The following is a 23,051-nucleotide window of genomic DNA, read 5'->3' as shown; positions in this document are numbered from 1 at the left end:
CCCGAAGGGCGCGCTGCAATCTTTCATCGACGCGAGGCGTCTTAGCTGGCTTTCGCCCGCGCCTTGACCGGTGCCCAGAGGCGCTTGTTGGTCAGGTACAGCAGGACCGAGAACAGGCCGAGAATGATGAACGCCACCAAGCCCAATTGTTTACGGGCCATCAGGTGAGGTTCCGCCGTCCACATCAGGAACGCCGCCACATCTTCTGCCATCTGCTCGACCGTTGCAGGGGTGCCATCGGCATATTCCACTGCATCCTCATAAAGCGGGGGCGCCATGGAGATGTAGCCGCCCTCGAACGTCTCATTCTCATAAAGAATGCTGCCGAACTGCTCCTGCTCTTCGCCGGTGTAGTGGGTCAGAAGCGACGCGATGTATTCAGGACCGCCGATGCCGTAGATGAACTGGTTGATGCCAAGGCCGTAGGGGCCATGGAAACCAGCCCGTGCCTTCGCCATCAGGCTCAGGTCAGGGGCGCCAACGCCGTCATTTGCCGGGAAGTTGTCGTTCGGGGTTGCCGCACGCCAGTCCTGCAAATCGTCGTCGAAGACCTCGATGAAGTTTTCATCAATGTAGGCACGCACTTCGTCTTCGGTCCAACCGATGCCGCCGTGATCTGCCAGCGTCCGCAGAGGGATATACTGGAGACCGTGGCAGCCCGCGCAAACCTGCGTGTAGACCTGAAGGCCGCGCTGAAGCTGGTCCTGATCGAAGGTGCCGAAGGGCCCTTCAAACGAGAACGCATAGTTTTCAACGTGACCACCGCCACCTGCCGCCATTGCGCCGCCGGTGGAGAGGGACAGAGCCGCGATGGCGCTGATTGTAAGTTTCCTGAGCATTGTCAGATCCTCTCTCATTCAGCCGGGGTCGACGCGGAGGTCGAACCGGATGCGCCATGGCCTTTGCCATAGTGCTCGTTGAAGTCATCCTCGATCGTCTCGGGCTGTGGCAGCGGCTTCTCGATCACGCCAAGCAGGGGCAGGATGACGAGGAAGTATGCGAACCAATAGGCCGACGCGATCAGGGCGATGTAGGGATAGATCCCCTCGGCCGGGCGTGCGCCCACCCACATCAGAACCATGAAGTTGAAGGCAAAGACCCAGAACCACCACTTGAACATCGGGCGATAGCGGCCCGACCGAACAGAGGACGTATCCAGCCAAGGTGCCAGAGCCATCACAAGGATCGCCCCGAACATGGCGATCACGCCGAAGAACTTCGCATCGACGATACCGCCGGTCAGGAAGTTCGCCGCGATCACGACCCAGACTTCGCCGTCAAACGCCCGCAGGATCGCGTAGAACGGCAGGAAGTACCATTCAGGAACGATGTGTGCAGGGGTCACCAGCGGGTTCGCCTCGATGTAGTTATCGGGGTGGCCCAGATAGTTTGGCATGAAACCCACGACCGCAAAGAAGATTACCAGGATCACGGCAAGCGCGAACAGATCCTTGATGACGAAGTAGGGCCAGAACGGCAGCGTGTCCGCTTCGGCCTCTTTCTTCGAGGTGCGACGCACTTCAACACCGGTGGGGTTGTTGTTGCCCGTGGTGTGGAAGGCCCAGACGTGGACGATCACAAGGCCCAGGATCAGGAACGGCAGCAGATAGTGCAGCGACAAGAAGCGGTTCAGCGTGGCGTTGTCCACGGCGGGCCCGCCCAGAAGCCAGGTCTGAATGCCTTCACCGATGAACGGGATAGCGCCGAAGAGGCCGGTAATCACGGTCGCGCCCCAGAAGGACATCTGCCCCCAAGGAAGAACGTAGCCCATGAACGCGGTGCCCATCATCAGCACGTAGATCAGCATGCCGATGATCCATGTAACCTCACGCGGGGCCTTGTAAGAACCGTAGTAGAGGCCGCGGAAGATGTGCAGGTAAACCGCCACGAAGAACAGCGATGCACCGTTCATGTGGATGTAGCGAATGGCCCACCCGCCGTTCACGTTGCGCATGATGTGTTCAACCGACGCGAACGCCAGATCAACGTGGGGCGTGTAGTGCATGACCAGCAGCACACCAGTCAGGATCTGCATCACCAGACAGAACACCAGCACGATGCCGAAAATCCACATCCAGTTGAGGTTTTTCGGCGTCGGGATCATCAATGTGTCGTACATCAAAGCAACGACGGGCAAGCGGCGGTGAAGCCACTTCTCTGGCCGAGACTTTGGTTCGTAATGGTCGTGGGGAATACCACCCATGGTTCAATCCTCCCTTAACCGAGCAAAATTGTGGAATCGTCGAGGAACTCTGCTGGCGGAACCGGCAGGTTTTCAGGCGCAGGCCCACGACGGATACGGCCGGCGGTGTCGTAGTGCGACCCGTGGCAGGGGCAGAACCACCCGCCGAAGTCGCCAGCGCCGTCACCGATTGGCACGCAGCCAAGGTGCGTACACACGCCCTGCATCACCAGCCATTCACCGGTGTTCTCGCCATCGGGCGTGACCAGCGTACGGTTGATATCTGCGGCGTCTTCACCGGCGGCGTTGGCGTTGCGGGCGTCGGTATCGACAAGCTCGCTCATCTCTACGGCGCGGCCAGCTTCAATTTCTTCTTCCGTGCGGCGACGGATGAAAATCGGCTTACCAAGAAACAGCACGGTCAGCTGAGTGCCCGGCTCTACCCCCGACACGTCAACGCGCAGCTGGCTGGCAGCCTGCACATCGGCGGAGGGGTTCATGGAGTTTACCAGCGGCCAAGCGGCCGCACCTGTAACAACAACACCAGTACCAGCGGTGGCGTAGTACAGAAAATCCCGGCGGTCGCCGGACGGATCCTGTGTATCTGACACGAGCTCTGCGTCCTTTCTCTCTGGGTCCAAACGTCTTCAGACCTGGAAACGTCTAGTTGCGGCGACGGAATCCCTCCGCCCCCAAGCTGCTGTTGCTGTTACTGTTTGACGGTTTACGCGTCCAGCGGACAAACGCGCACACGGGGGCCGAAATGTGCAAATTTTCGCCCTGATCGCCCCCCTGACGGCGATTCCTCTGGAATTGTCTGGAAATGACACCGGTGCGAGGGCCTGATCCTCGAGCAACGCAATGTGGTGGCTGTCGATGGCTTCCAAAGTCTTGCGCCGCCAGAAACCCCCAGTGCCGCCTTCCCCCAAATCTCCGAAAAAACGGGATCATTTCAACGGCGCAACGGTCGGTTTGCTACGTCTTGAGGGGCGCGACGGGCTCTCGAAAAAGATCCTCGTTTCGAGAATCCGCCGTGTCTCCGCGATCTTGGGGAGGGGTCGCGCGGCCTCTTGCCGTGGGTCATCGCCCAAATGGGGTGCCTTGGCTGTGCCATAGAGCCGCAGAACAAGCGCGGCGCCCGCAATCGCGCAGAACATCGGGGGCATGCGGTCCGATTGTTGCAGATGGCCCGCCCGCCCGTTGCCGATGCCCGGAATGTTGAGCCGCGCCCCCGCCCTGCTACAGCTTTGCACGCATCAAGCGGTGCAGGATGCCAGAGCCGTCGTCATAATCTGGCCCCTCGGCGACGAAGCCCAACCGCTCATAAAACGCAATCGCGTAGACTTGCGATTCGAGTTCGGCGGCGGTGAAGCCCCGCGCCTTTGCGTCTTCCATCAACGTCTGCATGATCCGCGCCCCAAGGCCCGTGCCGCGATGGGCTTTCATCACCGCAACGCGACCGATCTTGGCAGTGTCGCCCCGCGGGATCACCCGCGCCGTGCCTGCGCCATCCCCGGCCAGATAATGCAGACAGGTGGCATCATCGGCGTCCCATTCCTCGGCCTCGGGGATTTGCTGTTCTTCGATGAACACCGCGCGGCGAATGTCGAAACATGCCTGCCGCGCAGCGTCCGTGTCCGCGAGAGCGATCTTCATTCCGGCGCGGTGCCCACCATCGAGGGACGCTCGGCAAACTTGGCGTACCACGTCGCCAAAGCATCGCGCCCGGCCCGCCAATCGCGGTCCTTGTGGCGCAGGTCCAGATAACCAAGCGCACAGGCGACGCTGATCTGGCCCATATCAACAGGACCATACAGATGGCTCATCCATTGCCGTTCCAACGCATCAAGGGACCGGGTGACCTTCACCCATTGAGCGTCGAACCAATCGTTCCACCACAGCTCTTCCGGGCGCAGGCGCTTTTCATAGACGATGCCGACGGCGGCCTCCATGATGCCATCACCCGTCGCCTCCAGCGTCAGACATTCCCAAAGGCGACCCGCCGGGTAGAAGCCCGCTTGCGCACGATCATCCAGAAAACGGCACACGACGTTGCTGTCATAGATCGTGGGGCCATCTTCACGCGCCAACGCCGGAATTTTGCCCAGAGGATTGGCCGAGTTCAGGCGGTCTTCGCCGCCCATGGGCGTGGCCGTCACCTGCACGTAAGGCACATCGATAATGCCCGCCTCTGCCACCAAAACCCGCGCCTTGCGCACGAACGGAGAGGCATCAGAGCCCAGAAGTTCAATCATATCAGTCGCCTTATTCTCAGGCGCGCAAGCGCCGCTCCTTCAACACGGAAGCGCGGACCGAACCGCCCTGCCCGCAATGATCTTGTGATTTTCGCGGCCCCCGCCAATTGCCCCGGCGCCTTGCACAGCTGCACGCCTTCCGGGGCGGCGTTCATTTCAGCCTCCACCGCGGGCGACAAACGCCCACGGGGCGCGAAACGCGCGGCAGCAAAGCCCGCAACGGCAAAAGCCCCATACCGTAGCGCGATGAACGCCATTGGTGGAATGTTCAAAGCCATCCAGGTCATCTCCTTCAAAGAGTGATGTCCTAGATGTAGGTTAGCGGCGCGTCCTTATCAATCGACGGAACACCACCGGTCATCAGCGCACTGAGCGTTTCAACCTCATGCCCGATCGGAGAGTGCTTGATCGCGCCTGCTGCATCTTGCCGGGCCATGTCGGGTTTGTTCTGGTTGAGCTTCCAGGTCCCCTCCACCTCTTGAACCTCAAACCGGAAAGAGATGATTTGCCGCTGCAACTTCTCCAACAGGTCTGCCTGCATCTTCGCCGTGGTCCACGGCTTTTTCGGGGCCAAGCGGTCCTCAAAATGGCCGGAAATCCTGTCAATGTGGGCACGGGTTTCTTCAGGAGCCATCGGGTGCAACAAGCCGCGCATGTGGACAGCTACGTAGTTCCACGTCGGCACCTGATTGGGGATGCTGTACCAATCAGGTGAGACATAGCTATCGGGGCCATTCACGGCGATCACCGCAGGGGTCGCGTCCTTCACCGCCCGCGCAATCGGGTTGGAACGCACCAGGTGAAGCTCGGCCGTGTCGCCGATGTCGTTCAGAAAAAACGGCACATGGGCAATCATTGGGGCGGGGTCGCCATTGAGGCAAAGCGTCCCAAAACCCCGCTTCCGGCACAGGCCGACGTTAGTGAAAGTAGGTTCTTGGCGAAAAGCCGGATTCGGATGCATGGATAGATCCCAGTTAAAGAGCGCGCGTTACCAGAAGCGGGCACGCCGTCAGCTTAACGTTACAAAAGTTAACGAATACGCCAAGCGGTTGATCTCTGACAAAAAAGACCGCGGCGCACCTGCTCCGTTGCCGCGTCGTCGGGCTTTTGGGCAGACTGTTGTTCATTTGACCTACCCGTTTCGACAGGTGCCAACAGTGTCGTAAGCCTCGCGTAAACAAAGAGCGCTTTGCCGCCCGTCTGTTTACCTCAAATTTGAATGATCACGTCTCGCTGAAACCGCCCCTTGGCGCAAGGAATCACCCTTGGGCCCGCAGGCTGTTCCCGTCGATACCCGCAATTTTCGCGGTCACGATCTGGCCCTCCGGCTGATCGCTGGCAAAACGTACTTCGGTAAATTGCTCGGTCCGGCCCATGCGGGGATTCTCCATCAAGATCCGATGAACCTGCCCGACCTGTTTGTTGAGATGCGCCGTGACGGCGGCTTCACCGGCGTCGCGCAACCGCTTGGCCCGCGCCTTGATCGTGGGCCCATCGACAGCGGGCATTCGGGCGGCGGGCGTGCCTTCGCGGGGCGAATAGGGGAAAACGTGGAGCCACGTCAGGTCACATTCTTCCACCAGCTTCAGGGAATTGGCGAAATGGGCGTCGGTCTCGGTCGGGAAGCCCGCGATAATATCGGCGCCAAAGGTGATGTCGGGGCGCAGGCGGCGGGCCTCCTGGCAGAAGGCAATTGCATCGTCGCGCAGGTGGCGGCGCTTCATGCGCTTCAAGATCAGATCATCACCGTGCTGCAACGACAAATGTAGATGCGGCATCAAGCGCGGCTCTGTCGCGATGGCCTGCATCAGGTTTTCGTCCACCTCGATACTATCAATCGAGCTGATCCGCAGGCGCGGCAGGTCCGGCACCAGCTTCAGGATACGCATCACCAGATCGCCCAGCTTCGGCTCCCCCGGCAGGTCCGCCCCCCAAGAGGTCATATCAACCCCGGTCAGCACCACCTCGTTAAAGCCACGATCCACGAGACGTTTGATCTGATCCACCACGACGCCCGCCGGAACCGAACGAGAGTTCCCGCGACCGTAAGGAATAATGCAGAAGGTGCAGCGGTGGTCACAGCCGTTTTGCACCTGCACATAGGCGCGGGAGCGGGTGCCGAACCCGTCGATCAAATGCTCGGCCGTCTCGGTCACCGACATGATGTCGTTGACGCGCACCTTTTCGGTGTCGCCAATGAAATCAGCGGCCATGCCGGTCCAGGTTTCGGGGTTCATCTTCTCGGTATTGCCCAGGACAAGGTCCACCTCTCCCATCGCCTCAAACGTGGCGGGTTCGGTCTGGGCGGCGCAGCCGGTGACGATCAGCTTGGCATCGGGGTTGTCGCGCTTCAGCTTCCGGATCTCTTGGCGGGCCTTGCGCACAGCCTCGGCCGTGACGGCGCAGGTGTTGACCACCACGGCGTTCTGCAAACCAGCGGCATCGGTCATTTCGCGCATCGCCTCGGTCTCGTAGGCGTTCAGGCGACAGCCCAGCGTGTGAAACACGGGCGGCTTATGGTTGGGCAAGCTCATGTCAGCGCATCAAGGAAGGCGGGCGTCAGCGTCGCAGTGAAGACATGGGCCGTGGGGCCTGTCATCCAGACGCCATCCTCGCGCCAATCAATTGCAATCTCTCCGCCGTCCAGCGTCAGGCGCACGCGGCGCCCGGTCAGCCCCCGGCGCACGGCGGCCACGGCCACGGCACAAGACGAAGAACCCGAGGCTAGGGTAACCCCAACGCCCCGTTCCCACACCCGCATCCGCAGATGATCCGGCCCGATCACATGGGCAAACTGGACGTTGGTGCGCTGGGGGAAAAGCGGATCATGTTCAAAGCGCGCGCCAAGGGCTTCCAGGTCGACGGCGTCGGCATCTTCCACGAAGAAGGTGCAATGGGGATTGCCCATGCCCGTCGCCACCGGCGTGCCGTCAATCGGCAAGCTCAACGTATCGCATTCGTGGGCCAGCGGCACGTCCTGCCATTCCAGAAGCGGCGCGCCCATGTTGACCGAGGTCAGCCCGTCGCCCGCGTCAACCGCCTCCAGCAGCCCCCGCTCGGTCCGTAGGGTGATGTGGTCGCGGCCCGTCAACTCCATCTCGCGCCGGGCAACACAGCGGGTTGCGTTGCCGCAAGCACCGGCAACAGAGCCATCGGCGTTCCAGAACGTCAGCCGCAGGTCACTGTCATCGCCCGCTTCAACCACCGCCAATTGATCGAACCCGACACCGCGGTGTCGATCCCCCAAGCCCCGCGCCAGCGCAGGCGTCACCACGCGGCCACCGTCGCGGGCATCAATGACCACGAAGTCATTGCCAAGGCCGTGCATCTTTAAAAACGTCAGACCGGAAGGGGAAACAGGATCAGGCATTCGCCGCATATACGAGAACCCGGCGACAGTTCAAAGACCCCACGGGGATTTTCGCTTGACGCGCCCTAGAGACGACCCTAGTAAGCGCGACTTGAGCGGGCCCTTAGCTCAGTTGGTAGAGCAGTTGACTTTTAATCAATTTGTCGCAGGTTCGAATCCTGCAGGGCTCACCATTTTCCCTTACTTATCAGCCAGTTAAGCACGAGGCGTGCTGCGAGTTGGGCGAGCTCCCAATTCTGGAAGCATGGCGGAAGCAGCAGCACGCGTATTTAGAGCGTGGTGAGGCCGCAACAGACAAGCGTTTCTCGTGATTCGATGGCAGCAGGTGGGCAGGCCGCACCTACCCTCACTCCACTCGGCGCGTCGTTCGCGCGGGATGTCGGCCCACCATCATCCGGGGCACCATGAGGCAACCCTGGGGGGGACCATTCCGCCGATCTCCCGCAAGGCATCGAATGTCTGCACCGAGTTTTGAGGTTAACGCCACTGCCTCTGATTGGTCTCGCGGGCAAATACCTGTTCTTGGGCGCGGGTCGCGTCACGTCTGGTTCAGCATCTTTCGATACTTGGACACAAACAGGTCCTTGCCCTTCATGAGGCGTGTAATCGTGTCTCCGGCGGTGAACATTACGAGATAGGAATTCCCTTTTTGCGGCCCCAGGGGGACCAGGAAAGGCGCTTTGCTCCACGGCTTGTACTTGGCCACTTCCTCGACCTTCTTACCTTTGATCAGCGATGTCAGCATCTTCTCCAACCAAGGTGCTTGGCGGCTGACGGCAACGATTGTCATCGCATCTCCTGCCTCAACAACATCACCAGCGGCAAAGACATTGGGCAGGTCGGAAGGACGTAACCACGGGTCAGTCTTGACCCTATTCGCGGCACCTTTTGTGCTGCCAGGCAGAGTCTCAAAAACGGCTGACGAGGCGCGAGACCCAATCGCAGGGAAGATCAAATCGGCAACAATACTGTCACCGTTGCTAAGTTGAAGTGCCCCAGCATAAGGCTCTGTCATACTCTCAAGGTTTTCGGCCCGCGCACCGAAAATCGTCGTCACGCCAGCTTCCTTGAGTTTACCATTCGGGGCAGCCCCAAGTTTTGATGGCATGGTCGGAAATAGCGACGGTTCTGAGGAAATCAGCGTGACCTTCTTATCTGGCATGAAATGCGCGATTTCGCCGGCCAATTCTGTCCCGACAGCACCCGCGCCAACGATGGCTACACTTTGCGCGGTTTCCAGCATCCCATGGATACGCGCGTTTTCCGCGCGAAAAGCGTCAATGTCATCACCTACAGGCTTGAACGGCATCGCATTGCTAGATCCTGTCGCGACGACGATGTAATCCCCGGGCACGTCGGTCCCGTCTTCAAGCGTGACACCTGCGGCATGGATGCTTTTGGCACGTGCCCGAAGCATTTCACCGTTCTTGAGCAATTTATCATAGGGGACCAATCCCTGCTCCAGAACCTGTGGATCAACAACTGCCCGGATCATTGCAGGGGCGTGGACAAAGTGGCTGCGAGGCTCAATCAGCGTCACATCTGCCTTGCCATCTAGCGCCTTGGCCAGTTGCACGCCAACATAGCCCCCACCGACGATAATGATGCGTTTTGTCATGAACGTTGTCCTCAGTCCTCAAGAGATTGCAATTTCACACCTTTGATCGCACATAGAGGGTGTAGGAATAAAAACAATAGACCTTTGTCCATAGTTTGAGGTTTGGCGATGCGCATAGGCGAACTTGCACAGAAATCAGGCGTTAGCCGGGACACCATCCGGTTTTATGAACGCAACGGTCTTCTCACGTCGACCGTCGAAGACAGTGAGACAAACAGCTACCGCAACTACAGGGATGATTGCCTCGTCTGGTTGCAGTTTTTCACAGGCGCACGAGATGCGGGCGTGTCAGTTGCTGATCTGCGCTCCATTGTGGAGGCCACCGCAGAAAGTTGCGATCGTGAGGTCGCGCGCGGCGTCATCCAACACAAGATCGAAGAGTTGAAAGAGCGGGCAGACCAGATCGGGCAGGTAATCGGGTTTCTTGAGAACACTTTGTCTGGCTCGGAATGAAGAACCTATTGCCTCAAGGGGTAGCTACAGCAACGTCTGCTGCCCCTTAGGTTCCTTTCCAGCGTCGTTATTAACGTATAGCAAGTCGGTGCTATCGCGTTGAAATCGAGCGGATCACGTTAGTTGGGGCCCATGTTTCTGAGTATCTTCGATATCTTCAAGGTCGGCATCGGCCCATCTTCTTCGCACACGATGGGGCCTATGACGGCGGCGGCGCGGTTTTTGGATGACCTGCGCTCGGGCCGCGAGAAAGAACCCGGCGCGGGGGAGCTTGGCGGTTTGGGATGCTCCTTGCATGGATCGCTCGCCTTTACCGGCAAGGGTCACGCGACGGATCGGGCGGTGATTCTCGGGTTTGCCGGGTTTGAGCCTGCCACCCTTGATCCTGACCGAGCCGAACCGCTGGAGGCTGAGATTCGTGCCTCGGGCACGGTGGCCCCCGATGGGTTGCCGCCGCTGAAATTCGCACCCGACACCGACCTGATCTTTGACTACGACACCAACTTGCCCGGCCACGCCAACGGGATGGTGCTGCGCGCGTTCGACACCAATGGGCACCTCTATCTGGAGGAGACCTACTATTCTGTCGGCGGCGGATTTGTGGTCACGGCCAAAGAGTTGAACGCCCAGAACGATGGCCCCGACGCGCTTCACGCCGAAAAAGCCGACGCAGGCTTTCCGCATCCCTTCGGGTCAGCCGCCGAGATGCTGGAGATGGGCAAAAAATCTGGCAAGACCATCGCCCAGATGAAGTGGGAGAATGAATCCGCCCTCTCCCCCCGAGCCGACGTCCGCCAGCGGCTCGACACGATTTGGGCCGCGATGAACGATTGCATCGACCGAGGCCTGCGGATGGAGGGGGAGCTGCCCGGCGGGCTGGCCGTTAAGCGCCGCGCGAAACACATCCACACGCAGTTGCAGGCCGAAGCGGGCACCAATCAGGCGCAACCTCACGTGGCGAACGATTGGCTGTCCGTCTACGCCATGGCCGTGAACGAGGAAAACGCCGCGGGGGGGCGTGTAGTCACCTCGCCCACCAATGGGGCGGCGGGCGTTGTTCCGGCGGTGCTGCGCTATTATCGCGACCATTGCATCGGCGCGACGGAAGACGGCCTGCGCGACTTCATGATGACTGCCGCCGCGATCGGCGGGCTGATCAAGCACAACGCCAGTATTTCCGGTGCAGAGGTCGGCTGCCAAGGCGAAGTGGGCAGTGCCTCGGCCATGGCGGCGGCGGGGCTGTGTGCCGCCCTTGGCGGCAGCAACGCACAGATCGAGAACGCCGCAGAGATTGCCTTGGAACATCACATGGGCATGACCTGTGACCCCGTGGCGGGCCTTGTGCAAGTGCCCTGCATCGAGCGCAACGGCCTAGGCGCGATCAAGGCGGTATCGGCGGCGTCCCTTGCCCTGCGCGGCGACGGCACCCATTACATGCCGCTGGATAATTGCATCGAGGCGATGCGCCAAACCGGCCTTGATATGAACACCAAGTATAAAGAAACCTCGATGGGTGGGTTGGCGGTCAACTTACCGCAATGCTGAAAGGCGCCGCGCAATTGGCGCCAGTGTGAGGCGCGCTTTTTCACTTCCCCTTGAGTTTGGCCCTCTGATCTCGAAGGCTACCATGCCGGTGATGGTGGACACGACGTCAACGTTCGGTGCTGACGTTTCCATGCGCCCTTTGGCGTGCGCGGCGAATGCCGTTGTCTTGGGTCGTGACCTTATCGCAATGCGCTTGGCACCGGCCTGAACCGCGTGGCCTCCTGTAGCATGGGGCGGCTTTCCAAATGGGGCCGCACCCCTCGCCCTTCGCGGTGAGGGCGCTATAGTCGCCCCGAAGATCGGGGGAGGACACCGAATGGCTGACCTAAAACGCGAAAGCGAGACCCACCAAAGTTTCGCCACCGCCGCCGAGTTGGAAAGTTGGCTTGCCGCTCACCACGCGACGGAATCCGTGCTTTGGGTGCGTATCTACAAAAAGGGCTCTGACGTTGCGTCGGTCACGTGGGACGACTGCGTAGTGGCCTGCCTGATCTGGGGCTGGATCGACGGCCAAAAGCGGTCCTTTGATGCCGGTTCCTACCTGCAACGGATCACCCCACGCCGGGCGCGATCCGGCTGGTCCCAGCGCAACGTGAAACATGTCGAACGGCTGATGGCCGAGGGTCGCATGAGGCCCGAAGGGTTGGTGCAGGTTCAAGCTGCCAAAGACAGCGGGCAATGGGGAAAGGCTTATGCCGGGTCTGCGGACATGGAGTTCTCCGCCGATTTTCTGGCGGCCCTAGCAGCGCAACCCTTGGCGGTGGAGCGTTTCGAGAGGCTGACCCGATCCAAAAAGTTCGCGATCTACGCAGCGCTCACCTCGGCCCGGAAAGAGGAAACACGCCAAAGACGCATGGCCAAGATCATCGCAGAACTGGCGGCGCCTTAGCTTTTGCGCACAGTGTCGCCGGGCAGGAACTCTGGCTCTAGTCGCACGACTTCTTCGGTCAGCTCATTGGCGACCATCAACTCTGCGGCGCGGCGACCAATCGCTTCGCGCTGGCTATCCATCGTGGCGATGCGCATCGGCAAACCGTCCAAAACTTCAAAGGAATTGAACCCGGCCAAACCGATCTGGTTTGGAATATCCATCCCCTTTTCAAGGCAGTAGAGCAGCCCACCCGCGGCATTCATATCCGTGTTATAGTATAGAAAATCTAAATCGGGCGTCCGTTCCAGCAAAGCCTGAGTCATGTTGCGCCCAGTCCCAAACCCCGAAGCCCCATCGTAGAAAATGCTGTCCGTCAGGCTGACGCCCGCCTCGTTCAACCCTGCCTCAAACCCGCGATAGCGTTTCTGCGCGCGGGCATCGGCGATGGAGCTGGACCCCAGATAGCCGATCTTCTTGTAGCCGCGCGCGACGATTTCTGCTGCCATGGCACGACCCGCTGCCTCGTGGCTGATCCCCACGGCCGCCGCGACAGGGTCACCGTCCACGTCCATGACCTCGACCACCGGAACGCCCGCGTTGCGCATCATCGCGCGGGCCGCTTCCGTATGCTCCAACCCCGCCACGATCAGCCCCGACGGCCGCCAGCTGAGCATCTCATAGATGACTTTTTCCTCTTGCTGCTGATCGTATTTCGATGAGCCGATCACCGGTTGCAGCTCTGTTTCTTCCAAGGCGGCACCGATGCCGTGCAACACATCCGGAAACACCATGTTGGACAGCGAAGGGATCACCACGCCCACCAGATTGACCCGATTGGACGCCAAGGCCCCCGCGATCTTGTTGGGCACATAGCCCAATGTCCGCGCCGCCTCGAACACCCGCTCGCGCGTCTTGTCCGACACATCTCCGCGGTTCCGCAACACCCGGCTGACCGTCATTTCACTAACCGAAGCGGCATCCGCCACGTCACGCAGAGTCATCTGCGGCTTGCCATCAAATGGATTCCGTCCGCGCAAGGGAATGTCCTTCAATCGTGAGCGCTACCATTTCTTGATACGCCCCCGACCCGCCCCTGCGCAAGCGCTTGCAGGATCGCGCTAAATCGCCGAAAACAACGCTTCTGGCCCCGTGGCTCAACTGGATAGAGCAGCCCCCTCCTAAGGGGCAGGTTGCAGGTTCGAATCCTGCCGGGGTCGCCAAAAACACCTGAAAAATATGGCCTATTTACAGGACGTTGCGCGGAAGCGTGCAGAAAGTCCCGTGAGCTTTCGCGGCGAAATCGGCTGAAACGGGCGATTTCTCGTACAAAACCTGTACAAAATTTGCACGTTTGTGCGTATTTCAGGGGTCAATCATGAGCCGCCATAGCTTTGATCCTAAAATCGCCGGACGTGTTGGCCTGAACGCGGCCGTCATCTTTCAGAACATCACCTTCTGGATCGAGAAGAACCAAGCCAATCGCCGGAACCTTCGTGATGGGCGGTATTGGACTTACAATTCGATCTCGGCCTTTAGTGAGTTGTTCCCCTATCTGAGCGAGAAGCAGATCCGCACAGCGCTCGAAAAGCTGGTCAGCGCAGAGCTGATCATCAAGGGCAATTTCAGCGATGATCGCTATGACCGGACCTGTTGGTATGCCTTGGGCAACTCCATTTGCCCAAATGGGCAAATCGATACGACCGAACGGGAAAATGATGCATTTGCCCCTGAGGGCAAGCCATCTGCCCCAGAGGGCAAATCCTATAAGAACAGATATAAACCATATCAAAAACCAAATCCTTCGCACGCGAAGGCGGCGGTGGAGGATGAAGTTTCTGAAAAGATTTTGTCAGCCTATCCCGAGGATCGCATTCGCGGCAAAGCGGTTTGTCTCTCACAAATCCGCCAAGCGTTGGCGGACGGAGTGGATGCCAAAGACCTCGAGGACGCCGTGCGGGCCTATGCAGCCGAAAGCGAAGGCTTCACCCGCTCCAAGGTATGTTTCTCCGACAACTGGTTCAGCTCTGGCCGTTGGTTGAAATACCTTCAGGAGGTTGAGGAGGCGCGTGAAGCGGGCAAAGCCAAAGAGGCCGAATTGCTGAAAGGTTTGGCCGACTGGGTCACAGACAAACATCCACTGTGCCGCCACATCACACCCGGCCAAGTGACCGCGTTGCTGGCCGCAAACCTGGTCAGCCCTACTGAAATCGAGGCGGCGGGGCTCCGATCATGAATGCAACTGGTCCCGACAAAGAGCAGAGAGCAAGGTTACCCGCCGATTACATCGGCGGGACTTGTGAGGGGCGGCAAGCCTCCCCTTCAAACCCCAACCAGACGCGCGCAAGCGGCGTCAAAGAGGGCCTTTCCGAGAGCGTGATCTTTCGATGCACCCCGTCGGAAAAGGCAGCACTCGTGGCCAAAGCGCGCGCCGCTGGCCTGCCCAATGCCACGCTGATGCGAGAGGCCTTGGGGCTGGTCGAGGCACGTCGGCGCAAGCCCGTCCCCCGTGTTGACCCGAGGCTGACCTTTGCGATTGCCCGTGTCGGCGGTAACCTCAATCAGCTCTCTCGCTGGATCAACGGCGCGGTCAAATCTGGCCGTGCGAGCCAGATCGATGCGCTCAAGGTCGCTGCTCAGCTGGTGGTCATCGAACGGCAGTTGGCACAGATTGTGGCGGCACACACAGGCGGTGACGCATGATCATCTCGTTCTTCTCCACTGGAACAGGTGGCGGTGCGGCCCCCGTAGACTACCTGACAGCGCGTGAAGTTCTGGTCTACGACGACAACCGCAACCTTATTCGCGATGACAGCGGTGAGCCGCAAACCAAGATCCGCGACCCGTTGCCCGAAGTGCTGCACGGCAATCCCGATCAGACCCGCGACCTGATCGACGCGAGCCCCAACAAATGGAGTTACACGGCAGGTGTGATCAGCTTTGCCGATAGCGATGATCCCAGTCCTGACGCCCAGCAAGAGGCCATTGAGCTTTTTGAGGCTCTGGCCTTTGCTGGGCTGGACAGGGATCAATACGATTGCCTTTGGGTGCGCCACTCGCATGAAGGCAATGTCGAGCTGCACTTCTGCACGCCACGACTTGAGCTTAGCACCGGCAAGGCCCTGAACATCGCTCCTCCAGGGCATGAGAACGCCTTTGCCAACCTTCGCGACTTGATGAACAAAACGCACGGTTGGGCAGACCCTTTGGAGCCAGAACACGCCCGCGAAGTGAGAGCGACGATTGAAGCGCCGACGCGCGCGCAAGGTCGCGAAGCGCTGCACGATTGGATCCTCGATCAGATTAGCGTCGGCACAATCACCGACCGCGCCAGCATGATCGATGCACTCACTGATGCGGGCTTCGAAATCCCCCGTGCCAGCAAAGATTACATCACCGCCAAAGACCCCGACACCGGTGAGCGCTGGCGATTGAAAGGAGAGATTTTCCATGACGACTGGCAAGCCGAACCGCCTCGCCGAGAAATTGAACGCGGACCTGAAGACAGTACGCAGCGACCACGCCGCCTTGATGGAATCTCAACTGGAAAGCTTCAGGAGCGATTTCAGCAGCATTGCGACCAGCGCGCTGCATACAATCGAAACCGATATCAGGTTCTTTCTCAGCGACAGCAGGAGCGAGTTGGAGAGGCGGAGCGAGACGATCAGGCGCTGGTTGACGATCTCACCCTGGGTGATCGTGGGGATGGTCTCATCCTGGATCGCGACAGTGCTGATCGCGAGTTGGTTTTGGACGGGCTTGATCACGCGTTCGGAGATGACGAGGCTTGGCCTGACACGGATCGAACAGGCGGGGCAGACATGGGTGACGCTGGACCCCGACCGGACCGAGTTGAAGACCTGCACGATGGCGCAAACGCCAATCATCTGCATCGAGATCAAGGAGCCTTAGATGACCAATCCACCGACAACGCCCCTGACAGCATTGGAGCGCGAATTGCTCGCATCCGTCGAACGGTTGGTGACGGCCTGCGAGAGCTCAGCCACGGAATTGCACGCCTTGGAGACGCGCTCGACCAGCAGGATCGAAAGCAAGGTGAATGGCTTGGCGCATTGCGTGGCGCTATTGATGAAATCACATCTCACGTCCGTCACCACATTAGTCGACTTGCTGCGCGAGGAGCAGAATTACGAGACTCTTCGGGCGGGATTAGAAACCAGCTGGAAACTAGCGAAAGACGCCGAGAGGCGGCTGAACGAGAGTTAGACACGCGGGAACTCAACCAAAGGCTCACCCATTAGGTGATATGGAAGAGCATATTTTTTCAGTCATTGTAAGTAGTTAGTCGATTGGAGCTCGGTGGAAGCCGGGCCTTCGCCGCTAATGCGGTTTGCTGGCTACCTCTACCAAAGAACCGAAATTTGCCCCCAATAATCACGGCAATAAGTACTTATCCGCCCATCGCTACCTATGGCTGCAGACTTAGAATGCCGGCCTTAACCGCAGGTTCGATCAAGTCGCTAGGTCCCCGTGATTGGTCCCCAAGAAGTTCCACTCTGTATTTCGCGCGACTGACGGCGACATATAGCCTATTGTGCGACGAATAGGATAGGAAGTGTTTGCTGTTTTCGCTCGACTGATCCTTCGAGGGAGGCAAGCGCCCCTTGTCAACACCAACGGCAACAACTCCAGAGAACTCTAGCCCACCAACAAAATCTGCATGGGCTACAACAAATTTCCCAGAAGCTTCGGCTTCACCAACGGCTTCAACGTCACCACGCTTCTTTAGCAGGATGTGAGGTTTGTTTTTTGTTTTGGCGTATTCCTGTAAGCTCTCGACCAAACCTTTGTCGAAGCCAACAATCAAAACTTTACCTTTCTTGCATCCCATATCCTTCTGCATGGCCTCCGCGCGTTCGTAAGCGCCTTCAATCATCGCCTGATCATTTGGATAAGAGCGGAACATGGGTTGCGCCGACATCCGCTCCTCCTCATCCGTGAAGCTCGATGCAGCGGCTTCAAGCGGATTGTCGAAGTTTGTAAAGAGAGTAGCGCCGGAAGACACAATCGAGAACGCCAGTTCTACGATCTGGGGAGAGGATCTGAAAACCGTCTGCAGTTTACTCTGATCCTCTTTTGTTGGTCCGCCGGTTAGCGTCTCAGAGATATCTTGATTAGTCCAACCATGATCGCCTACTGCCTGAGTACGGTCGACCGAATAGACAATTGGGAAATGGGTGTCACTTTTTGTGAAGTAGTGAAAAATGTGGAGTTCATTTATGTTGAACAGATGGGTTTCATCGATGAACACCGCATCATATCCATCCCTAACACGTCTCCTCCGCCATACAGGCGTATCAAGCTGACCGATGGCTGTTAGGACCACATCGTCAGTGTCAAACTGGGATACCGCCCCGAGCTGCTCTTGGTATTTCCTGAATATCGCAAAAACAAAGCCTTTGTCAGCGTCGCCGTTTATTGGGATTCCATACTTCAAAGAGGGAGCATTTTTGTAGGCATCGAAGTCCTCGGAAGCGCGCCCTTTGATCATAACGCTGATCTCATGTTGGAGCATTTCCGTAATCGCCCAGCCGTCTGTATCCCTTAGGAACTCTCTAAGGTCAGTCGACAAAAATCTCTCATGAGATGGAAAGTCGTTTTCCATCGCGCTACAATACGCTTCATTAACGTAAAGAAGCTGTGTTTCTTTTGACTCTAAGGCATCCCGGTCTATGAACTCGGACTCGCTAATATGCTGGGCCAGTTGCTCGGCACAAAGCTCACTCAATGTGCAAACCTTCAGAGTATTTTTCTCCAAAAAGCGATCACGATCCGCAAAATTGTCCGGGTCGAGCACCATAAGAAATTCAATGATAGCACGCTTCGTTGCTTCACTGTGAGTTACGAACACGATGTGAAGCGAGGTGCCTTGGGAAACTGACTTTTTCAGGGAAGCTATCGCCTTCAACATCAGGCACAGAGTTTTCCCAGTTCCAGCCGCACCTTCGATACGATGGGCACCATTTACATCTGCCTCAATGAACTCCCTTTGTTTTTTGGTCAGCATCTTCATCCAGTCATCAAACGACTGAAACATTGACGTTCCGTTAGTGCCCGGTACGGTGTCCAGCTCTGATACCTTCACGACGCTCGTAGACGCCGCAGCCTGCGTGGGCATCATTGCACGGGCTTTCGAAATGACCTCATCGACCTGTTCAAAAGCTTTCTTGAAATTTGTTATGCCTGCTTGTTCGCTATTTGCGTCGCCTTTCCCGTAACCCGTCTTGTAGACGAGCAAAAATTTCCCGGCAAAGTTTCGTTTCTTCAGGCGGTCAGCCCAGGGAGCTTGTTCAATAACCACACGATACGGTGTTGGCTTGTAAGGGTAGGGAAAAAGAATGGCTTTAGTACTGGCTGGAATGACCTTCTCCGAGAAGTTCAAAGACATATTCTGCCAAAGCTTTTTCGCAAACCTGAGGGTTTTCTGAAGTACAAATACCGTCTCGCCAGCATCTACTTCTTCTAGGAACCGGGACTGCTCCAAATCTATCACCAGGAAATGCGAGTCTTTCGAGGCGTTGGGACTAGCAAATGCGATTCCATCATCCAGCTTAATCAGCGAAACTTCAGGTGGAAATACGGCCGAGGTCACTCCTCCAGCAACCAACTCGTAAAGTGCACGAGCCAAGTCAAACTCGATGGTCTGAAAGAACCTGTTAGATACAAACTCGTCGACAGCGCCTTCTTCAAAAATAATGTACTTCATGTCATGCAATTCCCTTTTTCACGAATTTCCGGCCACAGACATCCGATATGAAATCCGCAGTGTAATTCTCTAGGCCAATTCGGCCGAACATATATGAGAATGTCTGCAGAATGTGTTCGATGTTCGGAGATGGGACTTGCCCTACTGGCATTGCGAAGTCGTCAAATTCGAATGAAAGGTGGATACCTAATTCAGAATCATTTTTCTCAGGACGATCTACGCCGTTAGCCACTTCCTTGGCTATACTTCGGGGCAAAAACGCACTTTCTCTTAGAAGGATGACGTGCCCGTCATTCTCATTCTCATCGGTCACGCTGGGAATGAAGTAAAAACTGGGAACCTTGTGCTGCACCAGCTCTTTCACAAGCGCCGATGCCTCTTTTTCATATGTATCTAGGAACCAGTTTCTGTCTTTAGAACTATCCGCGCTCAAAGCCTCGAGTGCATCCAGACGGTTCGCCTGCTCGTGTGCTTTGCCAGCAAGCTTTTTCTGTTGTCTAGATGCGTTCTCATCATCAAAGAAGCTGGAAACTACTTCCTGGCGTGGGATAGACGCCAATACGCTTGTGGCCACCCCTGCCTGTTTCAAGGTGCCTTCGAAGCTTCCGCGTTGTGACTTCAAGGCATTGCCGAACAATATCTCGAAGCCGTCACAGTGCATCCAATCAAACAACGTAACGACCGGCAAATAGTTCAGCACTGGATATTTATCATTTGCGATGTCGCACCTAGCTGTGATGCCTAACCCGTGTACACGCTTGCCCCGGTATCTGTCGGCAATAGCGCAGTTGAACAAAGTGCCTTGTGTGATTTCACCAAAAACCGGTTTCTGAACTTTCATTTCACTTCTTATGTCTTGTTCTTTTTTGCATCCTACGCCCGACATCCACGACCTACAACGGACACCTTTAGGTTGGCTCATTACTGCTTGAAACAATTCTCTCTGTGCCAGTTTACAAACTCAGTCCTGGGCCGGTTGGCGAGGCGGTCCGGCACCAAGATCTTGCCGGACGAGTTGATCATAGATGTCACGGCTTCGATATCGTTGCTCTGCCGGGAAACCAGAATAGTCAGGTCATCCGCCAACCCAACGAGGCCGCGATCAAACATCCAATGCGCGGTTCCGGACAGGGCAAGTCCGTTGCTGACAATGTCGGGGCCGTCATGCTCTACAGGTCTGATATGGGCGGCTTCCACCTCGGCGCGGCCACCGCCATTTATCAGGCGTAGGCCGGTGATGGCGCAACGCTCGCCGTAGGCGCGCAGGACGTTCTTTCTGAAATTACGATCGCGAACCGCCCGGTTGGTCAGTTGGTTGACGCGTTCCCGTGCAGGCATGTGTTGGAAAGGTGTTTGCGTGTCCTGAAACCCTGGCAACTGCATCGTGTCGCCCACGCGGGGCAGGATGTCCTCATCTCGTCCAAGACCACGTTCGACTATTCGGGCAAAGTCTTCAGCTGAAAGGGTTCTTACTGCGGCTTGTGCGCGTCCGGATATCTTGCCTTGATCGTTCAGCAATCCTCTTTCGATGATTGAATTCTCGTCTCGGAATGAAACAGGGTCGCCAAAATCAAGATACGTTCCTGCCTCGATCACCGCCAAGAACATGTCCTGCTTCCTAGGATCCGGAATGATTTCCTGGACCTTAGCGACAGCAAAGTACCCTTTGGTCTCTTTGACCTTGGTTGGCTCGAGGTAGACGATCCAATCACCTTCGCACTGTTGGGCTCGCGAGAGGTATTGCTTGGGAAACTGATACCGCTCCGAGGGAATGTCGTCGTAGATCGAGTCGCTGCGATGGATGAAGATACCGAAGGCCATCGGATCACCCGCATTGAAGGCGTTCCAGTTTTCGATCGGCCGCGCGTAAGGTCAGCACCGCACCTGTCAAAAATGGAAGTGCCAAGCCAGCTGTGGCGATAGCAATAATCGAAATCGCAGCCAAAACCGAGTATTCGGTGGGCTTTTGTGCCAACGATAGTTGACCCAAACCAATCAGGTAGAACACGCTGGTTCCCAGGAAGATCAGGTAAAGCGGGCCAAAGGGTTCAATCACCTCACGGCGAGTGCGCTCCAAGACTGAGTGCCGCAACATGCTCCAGCGTTTGCTTGCCTTGTTCACCAGATTACTCCCTTACCAACTCGATCCATGTGTGCACGTCATCATCCGTCACTTCACGACCTTCGACATGCGATTGATACCAGCGCGCGACAATGGCCCCGCGCTTCTCGCTTTTGACTTTTATGCCCTCGTCGGTGAGGTGCTTGTCCAGCGAGCTTTCGATGTGTTTGAGGGCCTCGAAATCATGCCCAGCCCGAATGGATTTGGTGCCCAAAAGTAGCCAGGCGACGTCAATATCGTAGCGGCTTTGCATCTTGACGAGGGCCTCGACCGGGACGCCGCGTTTGCCTTTTTCGTAGCTATGATAGGCACGATGTGACACGCCAATAGCTTCAGCCATAGCAGCCTGAGAAACGCCTATCTCATTGCGACAGATCGCGAGGCGAGCGCCAATCTCTGCAAACAATTCAGCATCATCTCGCACCATGCAAGTTTCCCAATTGACGAGTGCGCAATTTTGTATAAACATAGCACAAAATGACGCATATTTACGTTTTCAACCATCTGACCACGTCAGAAGGTGCAGAACAAGCGATTCCATGCGTGTCGCCGATTCAACTTTAGCGGACAAGGACGACTGAAATGGCAGAGACCAACTATTCGGACAGCTCTCAGATCCTGGGGCTTGGTAAAACGCCCGCGCAATGGGTCGAAGTCATGGCCGAGATGGGGATCGATATTTCGGAGCGCACCTTGCGCGAACGCGCCAATGACACGGGTGCATTTTATCGCCTTGGGCGAACCATGCTGATCACGCCCGCGCAGATTGATACGATTTTTGAAGGAGGCCAGTCATGCCGCTCCAAATTTACAAAAGGGGCCGTGTCTACTGGGCCAAGGGGTGGATTGAATACAACGGCAGGCCAATCGCCGGCCCATACCGGCGAAGCACTAAGGCATCTACAGAAGAGGGCGCACGGGACTGGATAAACCATGAGACTGAACGTCAAATCCGTCGCTATGTCGTGGGCGACGAACCAAGCAAGACGTTCTCTGATGCTATCATGCTCTACAACGCGTCACCAAAAGCAGCGAAGCAGTTGATCCCGATTGTCGAAGCAATCGGCGACCTGTCTCTGGGCGCGATTTCCGGCGCGTTATTGAAGAGCCTTGGACCGAAGCTGAAACCGAAAGCGTCGACCGATACCTGGTGGCGCGAAATTGTGACGCCCGCGTGTGCTGTGATCAACAACGCCCACGAGCTGGAGGGGACGCCTCTGATTCGCGTGAAGCCCTACGACAAGTTCGAGCGGATCGCGCAGGACAAGCGGCGGGGGAAGCTTAGCCGCGTCGAGCGCACGCCAGCTGACAAGGAATGGATCGAGGCATTTTGCCGTGCCGCTGATCCATACAATGCCGCGCTGGTCCGTTTCATGTTCGAGACGGCCGCACGGATCGATCAGGCCGTATCATTGGAGCCTGATGATCTACGACCGCATGAAAACAAAGTCCGAGTGAAAGCGCAGAAGGGCCATCCTGAAAGTTGGATCACTGTTTCGCCTCAGATGATGGACGAGCTTCTGGCGTTGCCGCCGAAGCGGCCAAAGAACCGCAAGACCGGCAAGCTGATGAAAGCGCGCGTCTTCGGCTATGGGAGTTCCACCGGCTACAACACGCGCTGGAAGACGATCTGCAAACGCGCTGGCATTCCGTACCTGTCAGCCCACCCCGCTGGGCGGCACGGGTTCTTCACTGAATTGGTTGTCCGCCAGGGCGTCGATCCGGTCACGGCAGCCAAGGCTGGCCGCTGGTCAGACCCCAATTTGCCCATGCGCATCTATGCCCACGCAGAGACCGATGAGGCCGACATTAGAGCCCGTTTTCGTACAAATCACGTACAGGATGACGCTGTACAAACACCCAACAGCAAGAAATCACAAAAGGAATAGCGCTATGAACGCATCCCTCCTA

General features: G+C 57.4%; 24 protein-coding genes and 2 tRNA genes. 10 read left to right on the top strand and 16 right to left on the bottom strand.

Annotated elements, in window-relative coordinates; genetic code table 11:
* Positions 1-41: 41 nt before the first annotated feature.
* The 9 genes from AADW23_RS04285 to dapF all read right to left on the bottom strand — a co-directional run bounded on the left by AADW23_RS04285 (position 42) and on the right by dapF (position 7,807).
* Complete coding sequence (locus AADW23_RS04285; protein WP_341863292.1) at positions 42-839, bottom strand: cytochrome c1; 798 nt, start codon at positions 837-839, stop codon at positions 42-44.
* A 14-nt stretch (positions 840-853) separates the two neighbouring features.
* Positions 854-2,203 carry a cytochrome b N-terminal domain-containing protein gene (locus tag AADW23_RS04280; protein WP_341863291.1) on the bottom strand — a complete coding sequence of 450 codons (1,350 nt, stop codon included), beginning with the start codon at positions 2,201-2,203 and terminating at the stop codon, positions 854-856.
* Between the two features lie 14 nt (positions 2,204-2,217).
* A complete protein-coding gene (petA, locus tag AADW23_RS04275; protein WP_341863290.1) occupies positions 2,218-2,793 on the bottom strand; it encodes a ubiquinol-cytochrome c reductase iron-sulfur subunit in 576 nt (191 codons plus the stop codon).
* Positions 2,794-3,421: 628 nt separating this feature from the next.
* Entirely contained in the window at positions 3,422-3,838 is a 417-nt protein-coding gene (locus AADW23_RS04270; protein WP_341863289.1) for a GNAT family N-acetyltransferase, read from the bottom strand.
* Positions 3,835-4,434, bottom strand: coding sequence for a glutathione S-transferase (locus AADW23_RS04265; RefSeq protein ID WP_341864271.1), 600 nt, complete (start codon positions 4,432-4,434; stop codon positions 3,835-3,837). The genes AADW23_RS04270 and AADW23_RS04265 overlap by 4 nt, the downstream gene beginning before the upstream one ends.
* Entirely contained in the window at positions 4,434-4,715 is a 282-nt protein-coding gene (locus AADW23_RS04260) for a hypothetical protein (RefSeq protein WP_341863288.1), read from the bottom strand. Before AADW23_RS04260 ends, AADW23_RS04265 begins: the two co-directional genes overlap by 1 nt.
* Before the next feature lie 29 nt (positions 4,716-4,744).
* Positions 4,745-5,398, bottom strand: coding sequence for an FMN-binding negative transcriptional regulator (locus AADW23_RS04255; protein WP_341863287.1), 654 nt, complete (start codon positions 5,396-5,398; stop codon positions 4,745-4,747).
* A 298-nt stretch (positions 5,399-5,696) separates the two neighbouring features.
* A complete protein-coding gene (gene mtaB, locus AADW23_RS04250) occupies positions 5,697-6,971 on the bottom strand; it encodes a tRNA (N(6)-L-threonylcarbamoyladenosine(37)-C(2))-methylthiotransferase MtaB (protein ID WP_341863286.1) in 1,275 nt (424 codons plus the stop codon).
* Positions 6,968-7,807 (bottom strand): diaminopimelate epimerase, encoded by an 840-nt coding sequence (gene dapF / locus AADW23_RS04245; protein WP_341863285.1) that lies wholly within the window; start codon positions 7,805-7,807, stop codon positions 6,968-6,970. Before dapF ends, mtaB begins: the two co-directional genes overlap by 4 nt.
* Before the next feature lie 97 nt (positions 7,808-7,904).
* On the opposite strand from dapF, the gene AADW23_RS04240 reads away from it, so the two are divergent.
* Positions 7,905-7,980: transfer RNA gene (locus AADW23_RS04240), tRNA-Lys, on the top strand.
* A 365-nt stretch (positions 7,981-8,345) separates the two neighbouring features.
* Here AADW23_RS04240 and AADW23_RS04235 read toward each other — a convergent pair.
* Positions 8,346-9,425 carry an FAD-dependent oxidoreductase gene (locus AADW23_RS04235; RefSeq protein WP_341863284.1) on the bottom strand — a complete coding sequence of 360 codons (1,080 nt, stop codon included), beginning with the start codon at positions 9,423-9,425 and terminating at the stop codon, positions 8,346-8,348.
* A gap of 108 nt (positions 9,426-9,533) precedes the next feature.
* On the opposite strand from AADW23_RS04235, the gene AADW23_RS04230 reads away from it, so the two are divergent.
* The 3 genes from AADW23_RS04230 to AADW23_RS04220 all read left to right on the top strand — a co-directional run bounded on the left by AADW23_RS04230 (position 9,534) and on the right by AADW23_RS04220 (position 12,312).
* Positions 9,534-9,878: a MerR family transcriptional regulator gene (locus tag AADW23_RS04230; RefSeq protein WP_341863283.1), complete on the top strand. Its 345-nt coding sequence runs from the start codon at positions 9,534-9,536 to the stop codon at positions 9,876-9,878.
* 132 nt (positions 9,879-10,010) lie between these two features.
* Positions 10,011-11,423 (top strand): L-serine ammonia-lyase, encoded by a 1,413-nt coding sequence (locus AADW23_RS04225; protein WP_341863282.1) that lies wholly within the window; start codon positions 10,011-10,013, stop codon positions 11,421-11,423.
* A gap of 316 nt (positions 11,424-11,739) precedes the next feature.
* Positions 11,740-12,312: a YdeI/OmpD-associated family protein gene (locus AADW23_RS04220; protein WP_341863281.1), complete on the top strand. Its 573-nt coding sequence runs from the start codon at positions 11,740-11,742 to the stop codon at positions 12,310-12,312.
* Here the strand turns inward: AADW23_RS04220 and AADW23_RS04215 are convergent.
* A complete protein-coding gene (locus AADW23_RS04215; RefSeq protein ID WP_341864270.1) occupies positions 12,309-13,295 on the bottom strand; it encodes a LacI family DNA-binding transcriptional regulator in 987 nt (328 codons plus the stop codon). The two genes, AADW23_RS04220 and AADW23_RS04215, sit on opposite strands and share 4 nt — an antisense overlap.
* Before the next feature lie 142 nt (positions 13,296-13,437).
* Here AADW23_RS04215 and AADW23_RS04210 point away from each other — a divergent pair.
* The 4 genes from AADW23_RS04210 to AADW23_RS04195 all read left to right on the top strand — a co-directional run bounded on the left by AADW23_RS04210 (position 13,438) and on the right by AADW23_RS04195 (position 16,553).
* Positions 13,438-13,514: transfer RNA gene (locus tag AADW23_RS04210), tRNA-Arg, on the top strand.
* A 155-nt stretch (positions 13,515-13,669) separates the two neighbouring features.
* Complete coding sequence (locus tag AADW23_RS04205) at positions 13,670-14,527, top strand: hypothetical protein (protein ID WP_341863280.1); 858 nt, start codon at positions 13,670-13,672, stop codon at positions 14,525-14,527.
* 179 nt (positions 14,528-14,706) lie between these two features.
* Positions 14,707-14,994, top strand: a complete 288-nt coding sequence (mobC, locus tag AADW23_RS04200) for a plasmid mobilization relaxosome protein MobC (protein ID WP_341863279.1) — start codon at positions 14,707-14,709, stop codon at positions 14,992-14,994.
* The gene (locus tag AADW23_RS04195; protein ID WP_341863278.1) at positions 14,991-16,553 is read left to right on the top strand and encodes a relaxase/mobilization nuclease domain-containing protein; all 1,563 of its coding nucleotides are present in this window, start codon (positions 14,991-14,993) and stop codon (positions 16,551-16,553) included. The genes mobC and AADW23_RS04195 overlap by 4 nt, the downstream gene beginning before the upstream one ends.
* A gap of 167 nt (positions 16,554-16,720) precedes the next feature.
* Here the strand turns inward: AADW23_RS04195 and AADW23_RS04190 are convergent, their stop codons facing one another.
* The 5 genes from AADW23_RS04190 to AADW23_RS04170 all read right to left on the bottom strand — a co-directional run bounded on the left by AADW23_RS04190 (position 16,721) and on the right by AADW23_RS04170 (position 21,567).
* Positions 16,721-19,018: a UvrD-helicase domain-containing protein gene (locus tag AADW23_RS04190; RefSeq protein ID WP_341863277.1), complete on the bottom strand. Its 2,298-nt coding sequence runs from the start codon at positions 19,016-19,018 to the stop codon at positions 16,721-16,723.
* A gap of 1 nt (position 19,019) precedes the next feature.
* Positions 19,020-19,859 carry a hypothetical protein gene (locus AADW23_RS04185; RefSeq protein WP_341863276.1) on the bottom strand — a complete coding sequence of 280 codons (840 nt, stop codon included), beginning with the start codon at positions 19,857-19,859 and terminating at the stop codon, positions 19,020-19,022.
* Positions 19,860-19,939: 80 nt separating this feature from the next.
* Positions 19,940-20,839, bottom strand: coding sequence for an HNH endonuclease (locus AADW23_RS04180; protein ID WP_341863275.1), 900 nt, complete (start codon positions 20,837-20,839; stop codon positions 19,940-19,942).
* Positions 20,840-20,843: 4 nt separating this feature from the next.
* Entirely contained in the window at positions 20,844-21,140 is a 297-nt protein-coding gene (locus AADW23_RS04175; protein WP_341863274.1) for a hypothetical protein, read from the bottom strand.
* Positions 21,141-21,144: 4 nt separating this feature from the next.
* Entirely contained in the window at positions 21,145-21,567 is a 423-nt protein-coding gene (locus AADW23_RS04170) for a helix-turn-helix transcriptional regulator (RefSeq protein ID WP_118070176.1), read from the bottom strand.
* A 155-nt stretch (positions 21,568-21,722) separates the two neighbouring features.
* Between AADW23_RS04170 and AADW23_RS04165 the strand changes: the two genes are divergently transcribed.
* Positions 21,723-22,070: a hypothetical protein gene (locus tag AADW23_RS04165; protein ID WP_341863273.1), complete on the top strand. Its 348-nt coding sequence runs from the start codon at positions 21,723-21,725 to the stop codon at positions 22,068-22,070.
* Positions 22,071-22,144: 74 nt separating this feature from the next.
* Positions 22,145-23,029: a tyrosine-type recombinase/integrase gene (locus AADW23_RS04160; RefSeq protein WP_341863272.1), complete on the top strand. Its 885-nt coding sequence runs from the start codon at positions 22,145-22,147 to the stop codon at positions 23,027-23,029.
* The last annotated feature ends 22 nt before the right edge of the window (positions 23,030-23,051 follow it).

The organism is Gymnodinialimonas sp. 57CJ19 (assembly GCF_038396845.1).
Taxonomy (GTDB): Bacteria; Pseudomonadota; Alphaproteobacteria; order Rhodobacterales; family Rhodobacteraceae; genus Gymnodinialimonas.
This window is presented reverse-complemented; position numbering and strand designations above follow the sequence as displayed.